The sequence below is a fragment of the Mesorhizobium sp. NPDC059054 genome (assembly GCF_042739215.1).
In the GTDB taxonomy this organism is placed as follows: domain Bacteria; phylum Pseudomonadota; class Alphaproteobacteria; order Rhizobiales; family Rhizobiaceae; genus Mesorhizobium.
The window spans coordinates 180,148-201,698 of sequence record NZ_JBHYHV010000006.1; the positions used below are offsets into that span (position 1 = coordinate 180,148).

21 protein-coding genes are annotated in these 21,551 nt (G+C 60.0%); 12 read left to right on the forward strand and 9 right to left on the reverse strand.

Features of this window, described 5'->3' with window-relative positions; all coding sequences use genetic code 11:
- Positions 1-35 precede the first annotated feature (35 nt).
- The 3 genes from ACFWXH_RS24685 to ACFWXH_RS24695 are packed head-to-tail and all read right to left on the reverse strand — an operon-like array spanning position 36 to position 3,879.
- A complete protein-coding gene (locus ACFWXH_RS24685) occupies positions 36-1,883 on the reverse strand; it encodes a glycosyltransferase family 2 protein (RefSeq protein ID WP_379123972.1) in 1,848 nt (615 codons plus the stop codon).
- Entirely contained in the window at positions 1,880-2,866 is a 987-nt protein-coding gene (gene galE, locus ACFWXH_RS24690) for a UDP-glucose 4-epimerase GalE (protein ID WP_379123973.1), read from the reverse strand. The genes ACFWXH_RS24685 and galE overlap by 4 nt, the downstream gene beginning before the upstream one ends.
- Positions 2,866-3,879, reverse strand: coding sequence for a UDP-glucuronic acid decarboxylase family protein (locus ACFWXH_RS24695; RefSeq protein ID WP_379124404.1), 1,014 nt, complete (start codon positions 3,877-3,879; stop codon positions 2,866-2,868). Before ACFWXH_RS24695 ends, galE begins: the two co-directional genes overlap by 1 nt.
- Positions 3,880-4,287: 408 nt before the next feature.
- Here ACFWXH_RS24695 and ACFWXH_RS24700 point away from each other — a divergent pair, with 408 nt between their 5' ends.
- The gene (locus ACFWXH_RS24700; protein ID WP_379123974.1) at positions 4,288-5,442 is read left to right on the forward strand and encodes a helix-turn-helix domain-containing protein; all 1,155 of its coding nucleotides are present in this window, start codon (positions 4,288-4,290) and stop codon (positions 5,440-5,442) included.
- 67 nt (positions 5,443-5,509) lie between these two features.
- Here the strand turns inward: ACFWXH_RS24700 and ACFWXH_RS24705 are convergent, their stop codons facing one another.
- Positions 5,510-6,385 carry a LysR substrate-binding domain-containing protein gene (locus ACFWXH_RS24705; protein ID WP_379123975.1) on the reverse strand — a complete coding sequence of 292 codons (876 nt, stop codon included), beginning with the start codon at positions 6,383-6,385 and terminating at the stop codon, positions 5,510-5,512.
- Positions 6,386-6,482: 97 nt separating this feature from the next.
- Between ACFWXH_RS24705 and ACFWXH_RS24710 the strand changes: the two genes are divergently transcribed.
- The 4 genes from ACFWXH_RS24710 to ACFWXH_RS24725 all read left to right on the forward strand — a co-directional run bounded on the left by ACFWXH_RS24710 (position 6,483) and on the right by ACFWXH_RS24725 (position 10,717).
- Positions 6,483-7,505 carry an agmatine/peptidylarginine deiminase gene (locus ACFWXH_RS24710; RefSeq protein WP_379123976.1) on the forward strand — a complete coding sequence of 341 codons (1,023 nt, stop codon included), beginning with the start codon at positions 6,483-6,485 and terminating at the stop codon, positions 7,503-7,505.
- A 68-nt stretch (positions 7,506-7,573) separates the two neighbouring features.
- Positions 7,574-8,614, forward strand: coding sequence for an agmatine/peptidylarginine deiminase (locus tag ACFWXH_RS24715; RefSeq protein ID WP_379123977.1), 1,041 nt, complete (start codon positions 7,574-7,576; stop codon positions 8,612-8,614).
- Between the two features lie 8 nt (positions 8,615-8,622).
- Positions 8,623-9,513 (forward strand): N-carbamoylputrescine amidase, encoded by an 891-nt coding sequence (gene aguB / locus ACFWXH_RS24720; RefSeq protein WP_379123978.1) that lies wholly within the window; start codon positions 8,623-8,625, stop codon positions 9,511-9,513.
- 118 nt (positions 9,514-9,631) lie between these two features.
- Complete coding sequence (locus ACFWXH_RS24725) at positions 9,632-10,717, forward strand: extracellular solute-binding protein (protein WP_379123979.1); 1,086 nt, start codon at positions 9,632-9,634, stop codon at positions 10,715-10,717.
- 33 nt (positions 10,718-10,750) lie between these two features.
- Here the strand turns inward: ACFWXH_RS24725 and ACFWXH_RS24730 are convergent, their stop codons facing one another.
- Entirely contained in the window at positions 10,751-11,710 is a 960-nt protein-coding gene (locus ACFWXH_RS24730) for an FkbM family methyltransferase (protein WP_379123980.1), read from the reverse strand.
- 276 nt (positions 11,711-11,986) lie between these two features.
- Here ACFWXH_RS24730 and ACFWXH_RS24735 point away from each other — a divergent pair, with 276 nt between their 5' ends.
- The 3 genes from ACFWXH_RS24735 (at position 11,987) to ACFWXH_RS24745 (ending at position 13,930) form a co-directional block, all read left to right on the forward strand.
- Positions 11,987-12,325, forward strand: coding sequence for an ArsR/SmtB family transcription factor (locus ACFWXH_RS24735; protein ID WP_379123981.1), 339 nt, complete (start codon positions 11,987-11,989; stop codon positions 12,323-12,325).
- A 51-nt stretch (positions 12,326-12,376) separates the two neighbouring features.
- Positions 12,377-12,844, forward strand: coding sequence for an SRPBCC family protein (locus ACFWXH_RS24740; RefSeq protein WP_379123982.1), 468 nt, complete (start codon positions 12,377-12,379; stop codon positions 12,842-12,844).
- Positions 12,845-12,994: 150 nt separating this feature from the next.
- Positions 12,995-13,930 carry a MerR family transcriptional regulator gene (locus ACFWXH_RS24745; RefSeq protein WP_379123983.1) on the forward strand — a complete coding sequence of 312 codons (936 nt, stop codon included), beginning with the start codon at positions 12,995-12,997 and terminating at the stop codon, positions 13,928-13,930.
- A gap of 56 nt (positions 13,931-13,986) precedes the next feature.
- Here ACFWXH_RS24745 and ACFWXH_RS24750 read toward each other — a convergent pair whose 3' ends face one another.
- Positions 13,987-14,775, reverse strand: a complete 789-nt coding sequence (locus tag ACFWXH_RS24750; protein WP_379123984.1) for a 3-hydroxybutyrate dehydrogenase — start codon at positions 14,773-14,775, stop codon at positions 13,987-13,989.
- 202 nt (positions 14,776-14,977) lie between these two features.
- On the opposite strand from ACFWXH_RS24750, the gene ACFWXH_RS24755 reads away from it, so the two are divergent.
- Positions 14,978-15,727: an acetoacetate decarboxylase gene (locus tag ACFWXH_RS24755; RefSeq protein ID WP_379123985.1), complete on the forward strand. Its 750-nt coding sequence runs from the start codon at positions 14,978-14,980 to the stop codon at positions 15,725-15,727.
- 29 nt (positions 15,728-15,756) lie between these two features.
- Positions 15,757-16,917 carry a patatin-like phospholipase family protein gene (locus tag ACFWXH_RS24760; RefSeq protein WP_379123986.1) on the forward strand — a complete coding sequence of 387 codons (1,161 nt, stop codon included), beginning with the start codon at positions 15,757-15,759 and terminating at the stop codon, positions 16,915-16,917.
- Positions 16,918-17,043: 126 nt separating this feature from the next.
- On the opposite strand, the gene ACFWXH_RS24765 is transcribed toward ACFWXH_RS24760, so the two are convergent.
- Together ACFWXH_RS24765 and ACFWXH_RS24770 are read right to left on the reverse strand one after the other, a co-directional pair.
- The gene (locus ACFWXH_RS24765) at positions 17,044-18,066 is read right to left on the reverse strand and encodes a transporter (protein ID WP_379123987.1); all 1,023 of its coding nucleotides are present in this window, start codon (positions 18,064-18,066) and stop codon (positions 17,044-17,046) included.
- Between the two features lie 125 nt (positions 18,067-18,191).
- A complete protein-coding gene (locus ACFWXH_RS24770; RefSeq protein WP_379123988.1) occupies positions 18,192-19,796 on the reverse strand; it encodes an inorganic phosphate transporter in 1,605 nt (534 codons plus the stop codon).
- A 372-nt stretch (positions 19,797-20,168) separates the two neighbouring features.
- Here ACFWXH_RS24770 and ACFWXH_RS24775 point away from each other — a divergent pair, with 372 nt between their 5' ends.
- Positions 20,169-20,348: a Flp family type IVb pilin gene (locus ACFWXH_RS24775; protein WP_379123989.1), complete on the forward strand. Its 180-nt coding sequence runs from the start codon at positions 20,169-20,171 to the stop codon at positions 20,346-20,348.
- A 157-nt stretch (positions 20,349-20,505) separates the two neighbouring features.
- On the opposite strand, the gene ACFWXH_RS24780 is transcribed toward ACFWXH_RS24775, so the two are convergent.
- On the reverse strand, positions 20,506-20,790 hold the full coding sequence (locus ACFWXH_RS24780) for a hypothetical protein (protein ID WP_379123990.1): 285 nt from the start codon (positions 20,788-20,790) through the stop codon (positions 20,506-20,508).
- Positions 20,791-20,977: 187 nt separating this feature from the next.
- On the opposite strand from ACFWXH_RS24780, the gene ACFWXH_RS24785 reads away from it, so the two are divergent.
- On the forward strand, positions 20,978-21,526 hold the full coding sequence (locus tag ACFWXH_RS24785; RefSeq protein ID WP_379123991.1) for an NUDIX hydrolase: 549 nt from the start codon (positions 20,978-20,980) through the stop codon (positions 21,524-21,526).
- Positions 21,527-21,551: the final 25 nt, after the last annotated feature.

Genomic DNA, 21,551 nt, shown 5'->3' on the forward strand with positions numbered 1-21,551 from the left:
CGCCTTGCGGCGCCCCCTGTTACGCGGTTCAACACTCAGTACGTCTTATTCTCGATGGCCCAGCGCCAATGCGGCCTGAATGCCGTCTTGCGCAGCTCGCTATGACCAACGCCTGCCCCGGCGGCCGAATAACGCTCCTCGAACAGCCGCACATGCTGCGCACCCCAGGCCAGAGCCTCGACGCCCTCGCGGCCGTGCTCGACTGTGGCAAAGGCCGGTAGAACGACCATCGACAGCACACCGGCCGCAGCTACAGGACGATAGAAACGGCCGACCGCCCTCATGCGGTTTTCGCGACCGTGCCTGATCAGAATGACGACGATCAGCACGGCGTAAGAAAGACTGTTGATGATGGCGAACAGATAGAAGCCGCGGCTGGCTCCGGCGTCCTGAATCAACAGAGCAGGCAAAGCGGAGCTCACAACGATCAGGACGTAGGGCGCATAAACCCTGAACGGCAATGGATCGACTTCCGAAGTACCCTTCGGGGTGACGCGGAAATCAACGAAAGTCCCCGTCAGCCAATCTCGTATGGCAGCAATGCTTCCTGCCAGCGCCCACGGCCAGCGTGCAAGCAGGAAAAGCGCACTTTCCCAGCTTATGATCTTGCCATCGACGGGTCTGAAAATACCGCTCGCGCGCAGGCGATAGCACAGAACGACGAGGACCAGGGATTGCGGCAGAAAATGCGCCAGGAAATCCGGATAAGTCACCGCCACGAAGTTCTCGCCCCGCACCAGCGCGACGATTGGCGTTGCGATCATCACCGCCATCAACGATGAGAACAGCGGATACCAGAACTGCGAGAACAGGAATTGGAAGCGCAACCGCGGTGGCAGCCGTGGCACGTAGACGGGTGAATATTGCAGCAACAGCGTGACCAGACTGCGCGACCACTGAAATTCCTGCGTGATGAGGTCGGCGAACGTGTGCGGACCATCGCCATGCGCAATCGCATCCACCGCATGCACGCCGCGCCAGCCACAAGCATTCATCATCAATGTGGTGGAGTGATCCTCGGCCAGTTCCGGTCCAAGACCACCGATCTGCTTCAGCGCCACAGTGCGCACCGCATAGTGCGACCCGATACAAAGCGGCGCGAGGCCGCCATTGTGACCGACCTGAAGCGCACCGTGCATGCTGGCCTCGGCGTAGAGGCGGCCGCGTGCCGACCAGCTCTGGTCTGCATTGCTGTCGCAGATGCTCGGCGCCGATACGTAGCCCACAGACGGATCGGCGAAGGGATGCAACATGTGCCATAGATAGTCAGGCTCCGGCACATGATCGGCGTCCAGCTGCGCGACGAAGTCGTAGCGGTCATAGCCGTAGTTATCGTAGAAGAAAGCGAGATTGCCTTCCTTGCAACGGGTGCGACGCGGCCATGTCGTACGATGATAGTCGGATCGCCCGCGGCGTGTTGAAATGAAGACGCCATGCCACCGGCACCAATCGATAGTCTCTGGCGACGGATCTTCGTCGGCGAGCCACGTGTCATGCGATACGGTTTGCGCAAGCATCGCGCGCAGCGTTTCGGCCACCACCGTGAAGGGTTCTGAAGGCGCCTTGGTCACCACCATTGCGACCCGGCTTTCCGGCGGCAGCTTCAATTGCCCCGCCGGCTTCACAGCCCTGGCGAACATCACCAGGAAGTAAGCCGGGATAAGCGTCAGCCAAGCCAGGGTCCACGTTGAAACAACGCTGCCGAGCCACGAAAAATGATGGGACGGCTCGAACCACCAGACCCAGAAATAGATCAGGGCGGCGAACCACGAGGCAACGCCGACGAAATATTCCGCACGGCGGTACCCTGTCAGAACAGGAGCCAGCAGCGGCTCTCGAACAAGCCCAGCATGCCGTGTTTCGTCGATGGGGCGCCTTGTCATGACCGCGCCCCCAATCCGAAGAAAGGCGCCGCCGTCCGCACAATGGTATCGAGATCCGAATATTGCGGCGAGAAGCCAAGCGCGGAGCGAGCGAGGCTGGGATCGGCGTAGAGTGCCGGAGGGTCGCCGGCACGGCGCGGCTGGATAGCGATTGGAACGCTGTGCCCGGTGACGCGATCGATCGTTTCGAGGATTTCGAGGATCGAGGCGCCGCGCCCGGTACCGAGATTGACGGCAAGGTTTCTGCCACCGCGAGCCAGATGTTCATAGGCGAGCACATGGGCCCAGGCGAGATCGCTGACGTGGATGTAGTCGCGCACACAGGTGCCGTCGGCGGTGTCATAGTCGTCGCCGAACACTTCGAGCCGCTCAATGCGCCCGGCCGCGGCCAACAACGCCCTCGGAATAAGATGCGTTTCGGGATCATGCCACTCGCCAAGCTCGCCTTCGGGGTCGGCTCCGCAGGCATTGAAATAGCGCAGCGCCACATAGTGCAGACCAAAGGCGGCAGCGTAGTCGGCCAGCATCTGTTCCGCGATCAGCTTCGTCTTGCCGTAGGGATTGATGGGGACCTGCGGCATGGTCTCGGCGATCGGCAGGCTGGCGGGCACGCCATAGGTGGCGCAGCTGGAGGAGAAGATCATCTTTTCCAACCCCGCCTGCCGGGCAGCGTCGAGCAGCGACAGCATTCCCGCAACATTGTTGCGATAATATTTGGACGGGTCCGCGACGGATTCGCCGACATAGGCGGAGGCCGCGAAATGAATGGCGGCTGCGGGCTGGAAGCGCTCCATCGTGCGCGTCAGATGCACGGTATCCAGCACATCGCCGTGCACGAATGGCCCCCAGCGCACCGACGAACGGTTTCCCGTCGCCAAATTGTCATAGACGACGGGCTCCAGGCCCCTTGACCGCAACAGCTTGGCTGTGTGGCTTCCGATATAGCCGGCACCGCCGGTGACGAGGATGCGCCGGCTGCCCATCACGCCACCTCGATAAGCATGCGGCCCTTGGCTGCAAGAATGGCATCAAAATAGGCGATGGTTTTTTTCAATCCCTCGGCCAGCACCACCTTGGGCTGCCAGCCGAGTTCGCGCATCGCTCGCGAGATATCCGGGCGCCTCTGGCGGGGATCGTCTGTCGGCAGCGGCCGGCGAACGATGCGTGATCGCGATCCGGTCAGGGCAAGCACCTGATCGGCAAGTTCAGCGACCGTGAACTCGACCGGATTGCCCAGATTGACCGGTCCCGTCAGCGAAGGTGGCGAGGCCATCATGCGCAGGAAACCGTCGATCAGGTCATCGACAAAACAGAAGGAGCGCGTCTGCGACCCATCCCCATAGATGGTGATATTCTCACCCTTGAGGGCCTGGACGATGAAATTGGAAATGACGCGGCCGTCGTCGGGGCGCATACGTGGCCCATAGGTGTTGAAGATGCGGACGATTTTGATTTCAACGCCGCGGATTCTGTTGAAGTCGTGAAACAACGTCTCGGCACAGCGCTTGCCTTCGTCGTAGCAGGAGCGCGGACCGAAGGGATTGACGTTCCCCCAATAGGTCTCGACTTGCGGGTGAACGTTTGGATCGCCGTAGACTTCCGAAGTCGAAGCCTGGAAGATGCGGGCACCATGGCGGGAAGCGAGTTCCAGCAGGTTCAGAGCGCCCAGCACGCTGGTCTTGGTGGTGTGGACCGGATCCGCCTGATAGTGCGGCGGCGAGGCCGGGCAAGCAAGATTGTAGATCTCATCGACTCTCAGATCGATTGGATCAACGACATCATGGCGAAGCAGGGTAAAGGCGCCGGACGATCTCAGATGCCGGACGTTTTCCGGCACGCCCGTAGAGAAATTGTCGGCGCAGACGACCCGATGCCCTTTCCGGATCAGAAGTTCGCACAGATGCGAGCCCAAAAATCCAGCCCCACCGGTAACGAGGATTGTCTTTGAAAAATCGGGAGACCCTGTCCTTGCAATGCCATCCCAAGCCGGCTTAATATTTACCGGCTTGGGATGAAACAAACTATCGTCTACTCGACTCACTGAAGCCCCCAACACTTTACGCACACATCAGATTTTCATCTGCTTTACACACTTACACAAAATTTCCAGTCAAATACTATTGTATATTCTTCAAGTATATTATGCCCAAAGGCATCGTTAATTAGTAACTCCTCATTGAATATTTAAAGCATATGTTAAGGATGGTGTCGTTATCTTTGAATCCTGGAAATTATCCCGGCGTACATTTCTCTTGGCAGGAACAGGACGCAGCACACGAATGAATGGAACTCGGCTCAGGTGATCGCGCTGGCACGAACCGGCGTAGAAATAAGCTTTTGCTCTGCAACTTTTTGAATGGTTGCAACGTTCATTTGCCAAGGTGATCTGGGTTGGAGGATCTGAATGAGAGATCGTTCGGACCAGCCTGATAAGTTGAACGTGTCGCCCACGCCTGCGCGGGAGCCTAGTGTGGAACGACGGCGCTGGCCTCGTGAACCTGATCAGACGGACAATGCGGCCTCTTCCACGCCACCGGCCCTGATGCCGCTGCGTTTTTCAACAGCACCGTTTGAACCTGCAGAGCAGTTCGCAATCTGGCGCTCGCATCTGGAGCCGATAGTCGAGGTCAGTCTGCCCGACGGCGTGGCGCCGCAAGAAGGTTTTACGGCCGAACATACGGCCTGGAACCTCGGCAAGATGTTGCTCGTGCAGCAGCGCACTGCCGCATATCGTTATGCGCGATCGGCGGAAAAGCTGCGCTCCAGCTCAATCGACCATTGGTACATTGGCATCCCGCACAAGGGAAATGCCTGGACCGAGGTCGATGGTCATGTCGTGGAAAGCCGTTCCGATACAGTCACCTTCCGCTCTCTCGGCCACCCCTACCGCGGGCGGGCCACGGAAAGCGAGGTGACCCTGCTCTACATGCCATACGATCTCTTCGGCGATCAGGCAGGCATGCTGGTTGCGGCCAACAATTCAGTGCTCTCGGGCAACTACGCAACGCTTTTGATCGATTATATCAGCAGCGTCGAAACAAGACTGCCAGCGCTGGTAGCCAACGATCTGCCAAAGATCGTGCACACGATAAGAGACATGCTCGTCACCTGCGTGACGGATGCAGCGGCCAATGCCCGAAACGGGGTCAATCCACTGACATTGAGCGCAATGGAACGGGTACACCGCTACATCCACAGCAACCTTGGTGCACCAAATCTCAATCCCGACAGCATCTCGCGCGCCATGGGTATTTCCCGCACTCGCCTCTATCAACTGTTCGAGGCGAGCGGCGGCGTTCTCAACTACATTCGCAGGAAGCGCCTGCAGGATGCCTATGCAGCGCTCAGCGATACGACCAACAACCAGCGCATATTGGACATTGCCGAGGGGGCTGGTTTTGACGTCGCGGCGAATTTCACGCGTGCGTTCATACACGAATTCGGGCTGAGCCCTAGCGAAGTCCGGAAAGCGGCCAGCAGCGCCCAGCCCCCCACCATCCAAACCGATCCGTCGCCGACGCCAACTTTCGAGAAGTGGCTGCGAGAATTAGGGCGCTGACGTTCGGCCTGGGCAATATGCGGCCGTATGATTGCCTTTCGACGATGGGACGTCGGTCTGTTCCAAACTAGCTCTGCTCACCCAACCAATCCCACGCCCCCTGAACATCGGCATCCCTGAGCCGGTCCTGCGTGGATATGGCATACCACGCGCGGCCAGTTTCAAGGGTGTGGTCATAGGGGAGCACGAGAGACCGGGCCGCTATGGCCGCCTGGACCAGCGGCAGGCTACCCAGCGCCACGCCCTGACCGAGCTCAGCCGCGGCAAGCGCGAGATCGCTGTCGCTGAAATTGCTTCCGTGCCAGCTGCCATTCGCCTCGATGCCGGCACTCCGCAGCCAATCGGCCCAACCGACGGGACGCTCGTCATGAATGAGAGGAACACCGAGCAGGTCGGCGGGATTGTCCAGAGCCCTCGCCAACGTCGCAGTTGCGACCGGCGACAGGATATCTTTCGCGATCAGCAGGCTCTCGCATCCCTCGGGCGGCGCTTCGGCATGGATGATTGCCAGGTCGATCTCCATCGTCTGGAAATCGATCGCCGCCCCGCTGGTGTCGAGCCAGGGTTCGCAGGCCGGCACGGCGGCTTGCAGCGAAGGAAGGCGATGCAGCAACCAGCGTCGGCTGAAATCACGTGGCGCATAGATCACGACGCTGCCGGGCTTACGATAGGGTTCCAGACGCCGATAGCCTTCCTCCATGAGTTCCAGGCACTGGCGTACGGTGCGCTGATAGTCGCGCCCCGCATCCGTCAACCGCACCTCGCGGCCGATACGCAGGAACAACGGTTGACCGATATGGCCTTCGAGCAGCCGCATCTGGTGGCTGATGGCCGATTGGGTGAGACCCAGATCCTCGGCTGCACGGCTGAAGCTTTCGAACCGCGCGGCCGCCTCGAACCCCTTCAGGAATTGCGTCGGAGGAATATGCCGGAACCTTGCCATTCATGAATTCCATTCAATGACAACAGGAATCCTTCTCAGTTGTATGGGCTGTTCTTCGGCTTAACAATGAGCACTGTACATGAATGGAGAGTTTTCGATGAATGCCATCGAGTGGCCGGCGCAGCAGTTGAAATTTCGTCGACCTGCCGAATTCGAGCCTCATGCGAAGACATGGATGGCATGGCCTCACCGCCAGGACATGTATGGCGCCGCTCTGCCTGCCATGCAGAAGGCCTATGCCGCCGTCGCCCACGCCATCGCACAGTTCGAGCCGGTCAGCATGGTGGCTCATCCTGATCACGCCGGGGACGCCCGGGCCATGCTTGGAAGCGGCATCGATGTCGTCGCGATCCCGATCGACGATTGCTGGATTCGCGATTCCGGTCCGACCTTCCTCAAACTCGCCGATGGCGGCCTCGCCGGGGTGTCGTGGCGTTTCAACGCCTGGGGCCGCAAGCACGAGCCCTATGACCAGGACAACGCGCTTGCCGAGAGGTTGCTCAACAGGGAGAACGCGCTCGCCCTGCGCTCCTTCCTCCATTGCGAAGGCGGTTCGCTGACGACTGACGGCGAAGGAACGCTGATCGCGACCGAAACCAGCCTGCTCCATTCCAACCGCAATCCCGGCTTGTCGAAGGCATGGGTGGAAAAAGAACTCCTGCGCATGCTTGGCCTCGAAAAGGTCGTATGGCTGCCTGGCGACCCGCTGGATCTCGAAACGGACGGCCATGTCGACGGTATGTGCTGCTTCGTGCGCCCCGGCACAGTGATGTTCGAATACAATCCCGATCCATCGGACCTGCACGGACGCGTCCTTGCCGACAACCTTGCGGCCTTGCGCAGCCAGACCGACGCTCGGGGACGCAGCTTCGAAGTGATCCCCATCCCCGAAGCCTACGATGTCGAAGCGACCAGCGAAGTGTTTGCACGCTCCTACATCAATTTCGCGCTCGCCAATGGTGGCGTGGTCATGCCGACCTTCGGTCAGCCCTCGGGCGAGGAAGCCAAGGCGGCCGTCGCGCGCGCCTTCCCGGATCGGCGCATCGTCACGGTCGATGTCGGAGCCGTGGTGCCGGCGGGCGGCGCCATCCATTGCATCACGCAAGAACAGCCGCGGTAGCGGGCTGCCGAATGAGGACATCATGGACACGTCGTCACGTTATCATGGCAGCGGCAGGATGGACGCTCATGTCTGAGATCTCGATCAAGTCGGCACAGGCGAATGACTGGAAGGCGGCCGTTCCTTCCGAGACCGCACCGCATGCCAGGACCTGGATGGCCTGGCCGAGCACGCCGGCCGTTTATGGCGGGCCGGGTGCATATTACGAAAGCGTCCAGGAGACACTGGGCCGGCTGGCGGCGGCGATCGCCGAGAACGAGCCGGTGGCCATGGCGGCGGCCGCAGAACATCACGCCATTGCGGCGGAGCTCTGTGGTCCAGATGTCGAACTCGTCGACATCGCAACCGACGACATGTGGATGCGCGATTCTGGGCCGGTATTCGTGCGCACCGCAGACGGTGCGATGGCTGCGGTCGACTTCCGCTTCAACGGCTGGGGCAACAAGCAGGCGCATCCGCGCGATGCAGACATCGCTTCCAATGTCGCCAGACATGTCGGAGCCATTCGCCATGTCTCTCCACTTCGGGGCGAAGGCGGCGGCATCGAATATGACGGCGACGGCACCTTGCTGCTCGCCGAGAGCTGCTGGGTCAACGACAACCGCAATCCCGGACTGAGCCGCGCCGAGATCGAGCAACACCTCAGGGCCGCGCTCGGCGTCGAGGCTGTGATCTGGATTCCAGGCGTCCGCGGCAGAGACATCACCGACGGTCATGTCGACGGCTCCATCCGCTTCGTGAAACCAGGCCTGCTTATCGCCAGCAGTTGGCCGGGCGATACGTCCGAATGGGGCCGGGCACACGAAGAAGCGCTTGCCATCCTGGCCAAAGCCAAGGACGCACGCGGACGCAAATTCGAGGTGGTCTCCGTTCCTTCCGCCACGAACGCGCGTTCCAAAAGCGACGATTTCCTGACCAGCTATGCGAATTATTATGTCGGCAACGGCGCGCTCTATACGCCGCAGTTCGGTGACAAGAAAGCCGATGCTCTGGCCAGGGAAACGCTTGGGCGGCTGCACCCGGACCGTCGCATCGTCCAGCTCGATATGGACCGCATCTACGAGAATGGTGGCGGCATCCACTGCGTCACCCAACAACAACCTTTGTGAGGTGAACCATGCGCCAGTTGATTGCCGCTGCTGTCCAGATTTCCTGCACCGACGAGGTCGAAGCCAATCTCGACAAGCTCGAATATCAGGTCCGCGAAGCCTCCCGACGCGGCGCCCAGCTCGTCGTGCTGCAGGAACTGTTCGAAGGCGTCTATTTCTGCATGGATGAGGACAGACGCCACAATGTCCGCGCCCGCCCGCTTGAAGGTCATCCGACTGTTGCCCGCATGGCGGCGCTGGCACGCGAGACAGGTACCGTCCTGCCGGTATCCCTGTTCGAGCGCGACGGTTCAGGATTGTTCAACACGCTGGTGATGATCGACGCCGACGGCAAGGTGCTCGGCCACTACCGAAAGAGCCACATTCCAAACAGCCCCGGCTATTCGGAAAAGCTCTACTTCACCGATGGCGATACCGGCTTCAGGGTCTTCGAAACCGCTGCCGGTAAGATCGGCGCAGGCGTGTGCTGGGACCAGTGGTTCCCCGAAGCAGCCCGCGCCATGGTGTTGATGGGCGCCGAGGTGCTGATCTACCCGACCGCCATCGGCTCGGAGCCTTCCTATCCCGGCTGGGATTCGAGGGACCATTGGCAGCGCGTCATGCAGGGCCATGCCGGTGCCAACCTCACTCCGGTCATTGCCGCCAATCGGATCGGCGTGGAAAGGAGTGAAACAAGCGAAGTGGTGTTCTACGGCTCGTCCTTCATCACGGACCATACCGGCGCCAAGCTCGCCGAAGCCGACCGTGTCTCCGACAGCGTGATCACGGCTGCTCTCGACCTTGACGAGATCGCCGCGGCCCGGCGCAGCTGGGGCGTGTTCCGCGACCGACGTCCCGATCTCTACGGCGCGCTTCTGGAACCGACACCGGAGCGCCTGCTCGCCAAGGAGGCGGCCTAGCGCATGCCCTGAAGGCGGCAGCTGAAAACGCGGAAACGCTCTAACTCTTTGTTTTCACGCAATTCCGGACGGAAAACCGCTACGCAATTTTCCTGGAATTGCTCCAAGGGAGGAAATGATGAAACATTGGCTCGCGCTTGCCGCGGCATGCCTTTTTGCGACCTCGGCTCTCGCCGAGGAAAAGGTGCTGCACCTCTATTCCTGGGAATCCTATTTCGGACCGGACACCATCGCCAAATTCGAGAAGGAGACCGGCATCAAAGTCACTTACGACCTGTTCGATTCCAACGACATGGTCGAGACCAAGATCCTCACCGGTGGTTCCGGTTACGACGCCATCACCATCAACCTGTCACCGCACCTGCAACGCGAACTGCCCGTGGGCGTCTGGGCAACGCTCGACAAGAGCAAGCTTTCCAATCTGGGCAACCTCGATCCGGCTGTGGTCGCGCGTGTCGACGAGATCGACAAGGGCGGCGCGCACGGCGTGCCCTGGATGTGGGGAACGACCGGCGTCGGCTACAACGTCGACAAGATCAAAGCCATCATGCCCGACGCGCCGGTCGACTCGCTGCGCATGCTTTTCGACCCGGAAATCGTCGGCAAGTTCGCCCCTTGCGGCGTCACCATGCTCGACGATGCCGAACAGGTTTTGGGTCTTGCGCTGATCTATCTCGGCCTCGATCCGGATACCACCGATCCGGACGAATTGCAGAAGGCGGTGGACGTCGTTGCCAAGATCCGTCCCTATGTGCGCAAATTCCACAGCTCCAGCTACATCAACGATCTCGCCGAGGGCGATGCCTGCGTGGCGCTTGGCTTCTCCGGCGATATGCACATCGCCGACATTCGGGCCAAAGAAGCGAAACGGCCTTTCTCGATCACCTATCGGCTGTCCAAGGAAGGCAATTTGATGTGGGCCGACGTGTTGGCGGTGCCGAGTGACGCGCCGCACCCGGAAGCCGCGCATGCCTTCATCGATTTCGTGATGCGGCCGGACATTGCCGCGTCGGCTGCCAGGGACACCGGCTTTTCGACGGCGAACAAGGCGGCACTCGCGATGCTCGACGAAAAGCTGCGCGCTGATCCAGACCTCTATCCGTCGGACGAAGCGCAGAAACGCTTTCATCTGCCGAAGGCGCTCGATCAGAAGGCTTTGAAAATGTGGTCGAAAGCGTGGAATCGAGCCAAAGGTCTGGAATGAACCGTTGCCGGGCCAGGCAGCGTCTGCCCGCCCCTATTCAGCGATCAGCCTTTCCAGCCGTTCGATCCAGAATGGGCTGCGCGTAGCAATGAAATCGTAGCCGAAACGCCGTGATTTCTTGATATCCGCCAGTTGCTCCGGCGCCGTGATTTCGCGGTGCCGGCCATGCCCCAGCCAGAAAACGCGCAGCTTCAGCATATCCAGCGCATGACGCGTGGTGGCATGATCGAGATCTGAACCATGATCCTCGTAGACAAACACGGTATCGCCGCCGAGCAATCTCGTTGCGCCGGAAAACGCGGCTATCTCCACACCCTCGACATCAAGTTTGACGATGAATTTGTCGAGCCCGGCAAACAGCGGCAATGCAGCGAGATCGTCGACGCTGATCGTGTCGCATTCGAGAATGGGGGGCGAACCGTCGGCGGGATCGACGATGGTGCGCGCTTCATGCTTTGCGCCGAAAATGCGCACATGTTCGCCACTCATCGCACCAATTGCCCGGTTCAATGCCGTATAGCGGCCACCATTGAGCAAGCGATTGTCTTCCAGCACACGGAAAGTATCGGCGGCGGCCTCGATCGCCACCGTGGGCTTGCTGCCGGCCTGCGGGCCACTCGCCAGAATTGACCAGTAACCGTAGTTCGCCCCGCCGTCGATGAAGCCGTAGCCGACATCGCGTACCGCATCGAGCAGGGTCAGCATCGAGCGCTCATACGAATAACCGGGCAACAGCAAGATCGACCAATAAGGGTCGCAATAAGGAACACGCATCGATGCGCCGGACGTCAACGTAAAGACCATCGGCCGCTTGCTTGGCAGCAAGGCACGAACGGCGCGCGCCACATACGAAAAGCCGAACTGGCGCAGCGGCAGCAGTACCCGCATGGCCAGCCGCAATGCCCGCAAGGCCACGGCCTCATGCAGGCTTGCGCCTTCTATGCGGCCGCTATGCGCGTCGACGACAATGTCTTTTGCCAGAGGCTTCAACATACGCGGTTCAATATCCGAGATTGCCTCCAAATACGATGCCACCTGCACCCCCAAGGTCATTTCCCGAATGCGGCTCCTGTCACCCGCCACCCCATACATCACGTTTGCGGCGTTTCTGCTTGGAAACCAATTGTTAACCTTACCGGCGCGCGACGAGGCCGAAGCCCATCGGGTTGCCGTCGACGACACGGCGGTTTGCTGGCCTCAGCCATTGGCTTGACAAGCGCGGCCCCTTTATTATTTTACCGATCATCTAATTAGCCAATCGGAAAAATAATGGACCAGCTCAGCCTCACCTTTCATGCGCTTGCCGACCCGACCCGGCGCGCCATCCTGATGCGACTGGTTAAAGGCGATGCCACCGTCAATGAGTTGGCGGAGCCATTCGACCTGCGCCTTCCAACCATATCGAAGCACCTCAAGGTGCTGCAGGAGGCGTCGCTGGTTTCCCAGACCCGCGAAGCACAACGACGGCACTGCCATCTCGAAGCCAAGGCGCTGAAGGAGGTTGCCGAATGGGTTTGGAATTACCGAACCCATTGGGAGGAGAGCTTCGACCGGCTCGACGCCTTTCTGAGCGATATCGAAGCAGCGAGTAAAGCCAGCAAGAATTAGCCGCACCGCTCAACGCAACTCGTCGTTTTGTTACGAAATGGAGCAGTCATCATGTCCAAGACCACTTTTACGGCCGAAACCGGCAAATACGAGATCGTCATGACGCGAACGTTCGATACGCCACGCGAACAGGTCTTCGCCGTCTACACCGATCCCAAGGAGATCCCGAACTGGTGGGGCCCGAGTTGGCTGACGACGACGGTTGATAAATTTGAAGCAAGGCAAGGCGGCGTCTGGCGTTTCGTGCAGCGCGACAAGGCCGGCAACGAATACGGCTTCCATGGTGTCCACCATGAAATCACAGTCCCTTCCCGCATGGTGCGCACCTTCGAATTCGAAGGCATGCCGGGCCATGTTCTGCTCGAGACCGTCACCTTCGAGGACGTCGGCGGCAGGACCAGGATCGTCGCGCAATCCGTGTTCCAGTCCATCGAAGCGCGTGACGGCATGGTGCAGTCGGGCGCCGAGTCTGGAGCCACCGAGAGTTGGGATCGCCTGAACGCTCTGCTTTCCGCCTGACAACTCGGAAATCGACGAAACAGGCCGCCGGCCATGCCGGCGGTTTTTCTTTCAGGCGCGAGAGACGCTATCAGGACGGTCGAAGATTCCGCCCATAAGCCGCGCAAGCGCGCTTGACCCTCCACTTGGTGGAGACGGTAGGACGGTTCCATGAGCGAGAAAATGCACACGATCGGCGACCTTTCGCGGCTAAGTGGTATCTCGGTGCGGCGGATCCGTTTCTATTCGGATAAAGGTTTACTGCCGCCGACAACCCGGACCTTCAGCAATTACCGGGTCTACTCCGATGCTGACGTCGCCCGTCTCGACTTGATCCGGGCTTTGCGCGAGGCAGGCATAAGCCTCGCCGCCATCCGCAAGATCCTGTCCCGACGTCTTTCGCTGAAAGAGGTCCTGGCAATGCGGCTAGAAACATTGGAGGCCGAAATCACCTCTCGCCGCCGGATCGCCACCGTGTTGCGCACCACGCTCAAGATCGACCAGCCGACCGAAACCGACTTGAGGAGACTTTGGACAATGACAATTCTGTCCCAGACGCAAATGCGAACCGAGATGGAGCGCTTCTACGACAAAGTAGCCGTGCACGCCGACATGAGCGAAGACTGGAAACGCCAGATGATCGACGCCTCCATGCCGGAATTGCCGGACCACCCGACAGCGCTCCAGATCGACGCCTGGAACGAGATCACCGCCATGATCACCGACGGGAGCTTCCTCGCGGAAATGCAAGCCGACACAACCACGATGTGGAACGGTGAATTCGACCCGGAAGCCTACGCGGATGCAGCGCATTCGATCCTGGCCAAGGTCAGGGCCGCGATCGATGAAGGCCAGGATCCGGTCTCTCCTACCGGTGCGGCCATCGCCCGTGAATGGCTGGAAAAATCAGCGAAGGCGATGCGCCGAAAGCCTGATCGCGCATTCCTTGACTGGCATCTGGGCCAATACCGCAAGCACCATGCTCGTTCAGCACGCTACCAGGAACTGCTTGCCGTTCTACGCGGCGAGGAGCCGAACCAGAAACCCGGTAACGAGTGGCAATGGATCAATGAGGCCATAATGCCGTTGCTCACGGACCGGGGTTGATCGGAATCCGCCGGCACAAGCGCACAGCCTGTGCCGGCGGATGGTTCAAGTTACGGCTATTGCGCCGTCCAGCCGCCGTCGACCGGCAGCGTCGTGCCAGTGATCTGCCTGGCGGCGTCCGAGCAGAGGAACACCGAAAGCGCCGCGATCTCTTCCACCGTCACGAATTCCTTGGTCGGCTGCGCTGCCAGCAGAACGTCATGCTTGACCTGCTCTTCGGTCATGTTGCGCGCCTTCATCGTGTCGGGGATCTGCTTCTCGACCAGCGGCGTCCACACATAGCCCGGCGCGATCGCGTTGACGGTCACGCCGTCCTGCGCGGCTTCGAGCGCCACCGTCTTGGTAAGGCCAGCTATGCCATGCTTGGCCGAGACATAGGCCGATTTGAAGGGCGACGCGACCAGCGCGTGCGCGGAAGCGGTGTTGATGATCCGACCCCACTTGCGCGCCTTCATACCCGGCAGTGCTGCCTTGATCGCGTAGAACGCTGCCAGCAGGTTGATGCGGATGATCGCCTCCCACTTGTCGTCGGGGAATTCCTCGATCGGCGCGACATACTGGATACCGGCATTGTTGACCAAAATATCGAGGCTTCCAAAGGCTTTCTCGGCCTCCTGCACCATGGCGGTGACTTCTTCACCCTTCAGCATATTGGCGCCGGAATAGCGGCACTGGACGCCGAAATCCGCTTCGATCGCCACACGCTCCTTCTCGATTTCAGCAGGGTCTCCAAGTCCGTTGATGGTGACATTGGCGCCTTCGGCAGCAAAGGCTCGGGCAATGGCAAGGCCAATGCCGCTGGTAGAGCCGGTGACGAGCGCATTCTTTGAAGTCAGGGAACCCATGGTGATCTCTCGGCTGGCAGTTGGAGTGACATTCTAACTAGGTGCATTGCAGCAAGTTTCCATCACAAACATGTGTCGATTTCATTCTGGAACCGACAAACGACTGGAATCGTTCATCGACCCGACACAAACCCGTCATGCTGCCATGCAACATGACATGCGTTGTTTCTGATGTGACATCCGTCAATCCCGAGGTGACAACTTGGAAATCGCCGACGTCGTGAAGCGCGCCTACGCCATGCCGCTGACCAACCCCTCCTTCCCGCCCGGGCCTTATCGTTTCTTCGACCGCGAATATGTCATCATCACCTACCGCACCACGCGCGAGGCGCTGGAAGCGGTGGTGCCGGCGCCGCTGGAAATCGATGGCGAGCCGCTGGTGAAATACGAATTCATCCGCATGCCGGACTCGACCGGCTTCGGCGACTACACCGAAAGCGGCCAGGTCATCCCCGTGCGCTTCAACGGCGAACGTGGCGTCTATGTCCATTCCATGTATCTGGATGACGACGCTCCAATCGCCGGAGGGCGCGAATTATGGGGCTTTCCCAAGAAGCTGGCCAATCCCAAAATCGTCAACGAAGGCGAAGTTGTCGTCGGCACGTTGCACTATGGTTCGGTGCTCTGCGCCACTGGCACGATGGGCTACAAGCACCGCGAAGCCGACCGCGAACAGGTGATGGCCGCGCTGACCGCACCCAACTTCCTCATCAAGATCATTCCGCATGTCGACGGCACGCCGCGCATCTGCGAGCTCGTGCGTTATCACCTCACCGACATCACACTTAAGGAAGCCTGGACCGCTCCCGCCGCGCTTGACCTGCGCCCGCATGTCATGGCCGACGTGGCTCGCCTTCCGGTGCTCGAAGTCGTTTCGGCTTTGCATTTCACCGCCGACCTCACCCTCGGCCTCGGCGAAGTCGTCCACGACTATCTCGCCGGCGCACGCTGACCTTTCTTAATCATGTGCCGGAGTTGACCGTGCTGGACCGCAACAGAACGAAGGCGAACATCGCCACCATCCAGGAGATCGCATCGCAATACGACCGCGTCGCGCTCGTACTTCAGGGCGGCGGTGCGCTCGGCGCCTACCAGGCCGGCGTCTATCAGGCCCTGTCCGATGCCGGTTGTGAACCCACCTGGCTTTCCGGGGTTTCGATTGGCGCCATCAACGCTTCGATCATCGCCGGCAATGAACCGAGCCGCCGCCTGCAAAGGCTGGAACAGTTCTGGCAGACGATTTCCGGTCGCAAGATCTGGGCCTATACGCCGGAAGGCGACATCTATCGCGACATCCGCAACCGCACCAGTTCGTGGATGACGATGACGATGGGACAGCCTGGCTTCTTCAAGCCGCGCTTCCCCAACCCATGGTTGGAGCAGGTGGGTGCGGAAGGCGCGACCAGCTTCTACGACACGGCGGAATTGAAAGACACGCTCGAGCAGGTGATCGATTTCGACGTGCTCAACGATGGCCGCAAACGCCTCAGTGTCGGCGCCGTCAACGTGCGCACCGGCAATTTCGTCTATTTCGACACCGACAAGGTCCGTATCGGACCGGAACACATCATGGCTTCCGGCGCCCTGCCCCCGGCTTTTCCGGCCATCCGCATCGAAGGCGAGTATTATTGGGACGGCGGCATCGTCTCCAACACGCCGCTGCAATATCTGCTCGACCAGGAAGAGGACCGCAGCTCGCTGGTTTTCCAGGTCGACCTGTTCAGCGCCCGGGGTGTGCTGCCTCGCGGCATGGCCGACGTGCTGTCGCGCCACAAGGACATCATGTATTCGAGCCGTACGCGCCAGAACACGGACAACTTCAAACGCATCCATGATCTGAAGATGCAGCTCCTGGATGCCCTCAAACGCGTGCCTTCAGAGATGCGCTCGCCCGAGGAAGAGCGGCTGATTGCCGACTATTCCGATGCCGGCGTGGTCAACATCATCCACCTCATCTACCAGCACAAGGGCTATGAGGGGCACGCCAAGGATTATGAATTCTCCGGCACCTCGATGCGCGAACATTGGGACACAGGGCTCGAAGATACACAGCGCACGCTGCGGCACCATCAGTGGTTGACCCCGCCGACGAATACGGAGGGCGTGGCCATCCACGACCTGCATCGCGAAGACCCGACCTGACCCAAAGCAATCCTGAGACCAGAGCAATTCCAGGAAAAGTGTGTAACGGTTTTCCGTCCGGAATTGCGTAAGAACAAAGAGTTACAGCGTTTCCGCGTTTTCGTGAAAAACGGAAACGCTCCAGGTTCAGAAACGCACACTGATGCCGGCGCGGCGCAGCAGCCAATAAAACAGCGCTGTCGCGCCAACACCCAGCGCGACCGCCCACCAGAAACCGCCATCGCCGTGTGTGAACGGCAAGCCGCCGGTATTCATGCCGAAGACACCCACCACGAGCGTACCGGGCAGGAGCAGCGCGCTCATCACAGCCATGGCTTTCAGGCTGCGGTTGGATTCGTCGGCGAGTTCAGCTGCCATTTCCTCCTGCAGCAGCCTGGCGCGATCGTTGATCATAACGATCTCGCGGTCGAGCCGCTCGAGCCGTGTCGACAGGCGCTGCAACACCGTATGAGCGACCGTGGAAAGCTGCCATTCTTCGCGGTCCTCGTCTTCGAACAGTGCGACCATGCCGGAAACCGGCCTGTGCAACGAAACCGCCAACCGGCGCACTTCCTTGAGCCGCCGCCGCTCGTCGCTCAACCTCTCCGTGACCAGATTGTCTTCCACTTCATCGAGCTGTCGCGCTGCTTCCGCGAGCCTGAGGCCGGTATTCTTGCAGAAGGCGCCGACGATTGCCTCGAACAGATCAAAGGCCGTGGGCAACCTCAACCCATCGCCTAGCGCTCGGCGCAGTTGGTCGACCCCCTCCAGCGAATGCCGACGCCCGGTCACCAGCAGGCGTTCGGTAACCGCGAAATGCAACCGTCCGATCGTGCTCGAACGCCGCTCGATATCCTTGTGCATGTCGGCCGACACGCCATGCACCACTCCATCTTCATGGCCAAGCACCAGACTGTCATGCCCTTCCAGGATGGCACGCGATGCGTGAGGCAGCCGACAGGCATGCCCCACCCAACCATGCGCACGCTGATCGACCAGATCGACGTGCAGCCAGACCCATCCTTCGTCGGCGGCAAGGGCGGTTTCGATGTCCTTCTGCGCCAGGACGGTCGCTGGCTGACCGGGCAGTGCGCGATAGGCAAAGATCAGGCCTGGCGTCTGATCGGTGCTTTCACTGCCCGGAAGGCTGAAACGCGGCGCTTCATTCATCGACGGCACGGAGCCTTGATTGGACGGAGCACGATCCCGGAAAACCTTTCCGGACAAGGATCATGCGACAAAACCACGAAAGAGGCTGGCACGGCTTCGCCGCGCCAGCCTCGCTTGACGAGACGCTAGAACACCGCGCGCATCAACACGAACAGGCCGAAGGCCAGCGCGATGGAAGCTGGCAGGGTCAATACCCAGGCGAGCAGCATGTTGCGCACCGTCGACCATTGCAGGCCTGAGCCGTTCGCAGCCATCGTACCGGCAACGCCCGACGACAGAACATGGGTGGTCGAGACGGGCAGCCCCAGCATGTCGGCGGCACCGATCGTGCCCATGGCAACGAGTTCGGCGGAAGCACCCTGGCCATAGGTCAGGTGCGTCTTGCCGATCTTTTCACCCACGGTGACGACGATACGTTTCCAACCGACCATCGTGCCGAGCCCGAGCGCCAGCGCAATCGCGATCTTGACCCAGAGCGGGATGAACTTGGTCGCGTTGTCGACGGCCTTGTGATAGCCGGTGACCACCTTGAGGTCGTCGGCCTCCATCGGCAGCAGCTTCTTCTTGTCGATCAGCTTCAACGCCTCGCCAATGAGATAGATATCATTGCGGGCGTTGCTGACCAGTTCGATCGGCAGTTTCTCGACCGATGGATAGGGCGACACCAGCGCGTTGGTCTGATGGATAAAGGTCTGCAGCGCCGGTGTGGTCTGATCGGTCCAAGTCTTGGTGCGCACCGCCTCGCTCACGACGGCCTTGGCGTCGGTGACGGTTACATCCGGCTTCACATATTTTCCGAGCACGGTGTCAACCTGCGCGGCGGCGGTCTTGTAAGCTTCCAGATAGTTGACGTCCGGCGTGCGGTTCAGGGCAAACGCGGTCGGGACAACGCCGATCAGGATCAGCATGATCAGACCCATGCCCTTTTGACCGTCATTGGAACCGTGCGCGAAAGACACGCCCGTGCAGGTGAAGATCAGCAGTGCGCGGATCCACAGGGGCGGCGGCGTATTGCCTTTCGGGGCCTCGTAAAGCGCCTCGTTGCGGACGAGCAGCTTCATCGCCAGAAGCAGCAATGCCGCCATGCCGAAGCCGAACAGCGGCGAGATCAGCAGCGACATGCCGACCTCCGTCGCTTTCGACCAGTCGACACCGCTCGTGGCGCTGCCGGCCGGCGCCAGGAACTGGTTGGCGAGACCGACGCCGACGATCGAGCCGATCAGCGTGTGCGAGGAAGAAGACGGCAGGCCGAGATACCAGGTTCCGAGGTTCCAGATGATCGCGGCCGTCAGCAGCGAGAACACCATGGCGAGACCCGCACTGGAACCGACTTGCAGGATGAGTTCCACCGGCAGCAGCGAAATGATGCCGAAGGCCACCGCGCCGCTAGCCGTGAGCACACCGAGAAAGTTGAAGAAACCCGACCACATGACGGCGAGTTCGGCAGGCATGGAGTGCGTGTAGATCACGGTCGCCACCGCATTGGCGGTATCGTGAAAGCCGTTGACGAATTCGAAGCCGAGCGCGATCAACAGCGCAAGACCAAGCAGGATCCAGGGAACGGCCACAGCGCTGGTCAGATCCTGGCTCAGCGCGTAACCGACATAGATCAGCCCGCCAATCACGATCGCCAGGAAGACCGGCATGAACCATCGGCCGGCCATGCTTGGCCCTTCGAGCGGATGCTCGGGCCGCGGAATGCCTATTTCACTCGAGGTTAAATCCACCATCGTCCCGCTCCTTTTGCAGTGCAGCAAAATTCAACGAGACCCTATTTCGGCTAAATGAACCTGTTGTGACGCCAATCTCCGCCGGGCAGCAGGTGCTGGCGGCAACCCTCGTTCCATGGGATTGCACAGGCAAAAACCGGCCTCCGTGTTCCTGTTTTTTCAAAGCTCCGGCGTCGGTTCGATTTCGATATCAAATAATTCGCAATATTTATCTAAAGTTCTTCTGGCTTGAGTTGTGTCTTTGTTAAGCAAACGCCTGATCTACACTTTGTTTACCATTTGGCTTAACCGGTCCGCAATCGAAGCCGCACAGAATGGGCCACGGTTCGCAAAGAGACCGTCAAACGTCACAACCGGGCAAAGGGTACCACCATGACCAATCTTCTTTCGCGCTTCTTCAAGGATGAATCGGGCGCGACCGCCATCGAATACGGCCTGATCGCTGCTCTGATCGCGCTGGCGATCGTTACCGGCGCCGGCTTCCTCGGCAACACGATCAACGCCAAGTTCAACACAATTGCCAACAAGCTGGCCGGCGCCACCGCCCCATAAGTTGGGCTGCTAAGTACCCGAAATCGGGTTCAAACTTTCCAAAGCGAATGATTGGGGCGCCTTGGCGCCCCAATCATTTTTCATAATTGCCGGTCGAGCCGTAGATCACTTCTGAGCGTCTCCCTGGACCCATCTACCGCGTGCACTATATATGCGATTATAGCCCTCGCATAAATCGGAGCGACGAATGATGGCGCGCCACCTCATCATTGCGGTTTTTCTCGGCACGGTTTTCACCGTGCCTGGCACCACGGCTTTTGCCGTAGGTGAAATGCAGTTGGCTCAGGTGCAGCCGCGCGCCAATTCCATCGGCCAAGCCGACCTTCAGGCGCTGCGCAATCAGCTTCAGCGCCAGCAGTTCCAGCAGCAGCAGCAGATCTACCGCGAGATAGACCGACAGGTCGTTACGCCACCGCAACCGGCAGCGCCAGCGGTCAGGCAACCTTGCCAATCTTCAGCCCGTGGCGGTAGTGCAGTGGGTGGCTGTCGCTGACAGAACAACATTTTATTTGCTTAGCCGTCTATAAAAAATCCATACTGTGATTTGAGCAGCCGAGCACCCGCTCGCGAGTGATATTTATGCTAGTTTGAAAGCGCGCCTGAACCGCCAGGCGGGTGAGATGGGAATCATGGCGGCAACCAAGAAAAAGAACGGGCGCGAAATCGCTCCCAAGAAAAACAACTCTGCCGCCCCGACCGTCGTCAAGCCGTCGGTTGCTAAGCCATTGCCGAAAAAGCAGGCGGTCGAGCAAGCGAAAAAGGGCAAGACCATCCGGCAAGTCGCCGCTATCCCTTTTCGCAAGGGAGCGGATGGCGGAATCGAAGTCATGCTGGTGACATCGCGTCAGACGCAACGCTTCATCGTCCCCAAGGGCTGGCCGATGTCCGGCAAGAGTGGCCGCAAGGCCGCTACCATCGAAGCCAGGGAAGAAGCAGGCGTGGTCGGCAAGACGTTGAAGCAGCCGGCCGGCAGCTATTCCTATTGGAAACGACTGGAAACCAATTTCGCGCGTGTCAACGTCACCGTCTATCTGCTTACCGTCAGTGAAGAACTCGTGAACTGGCCGGAGGCACGCACGCGCCAGCGGGCATGGCTCAAGGCGGAGGATGCTGCCACATTGATCGACGAGCCGGAATTGGCGACGCTTTTGAAGACGCTTCGCGTTCCCGCCGAGTAGAGCATCTCCGCGTTTCCGTGAAAAA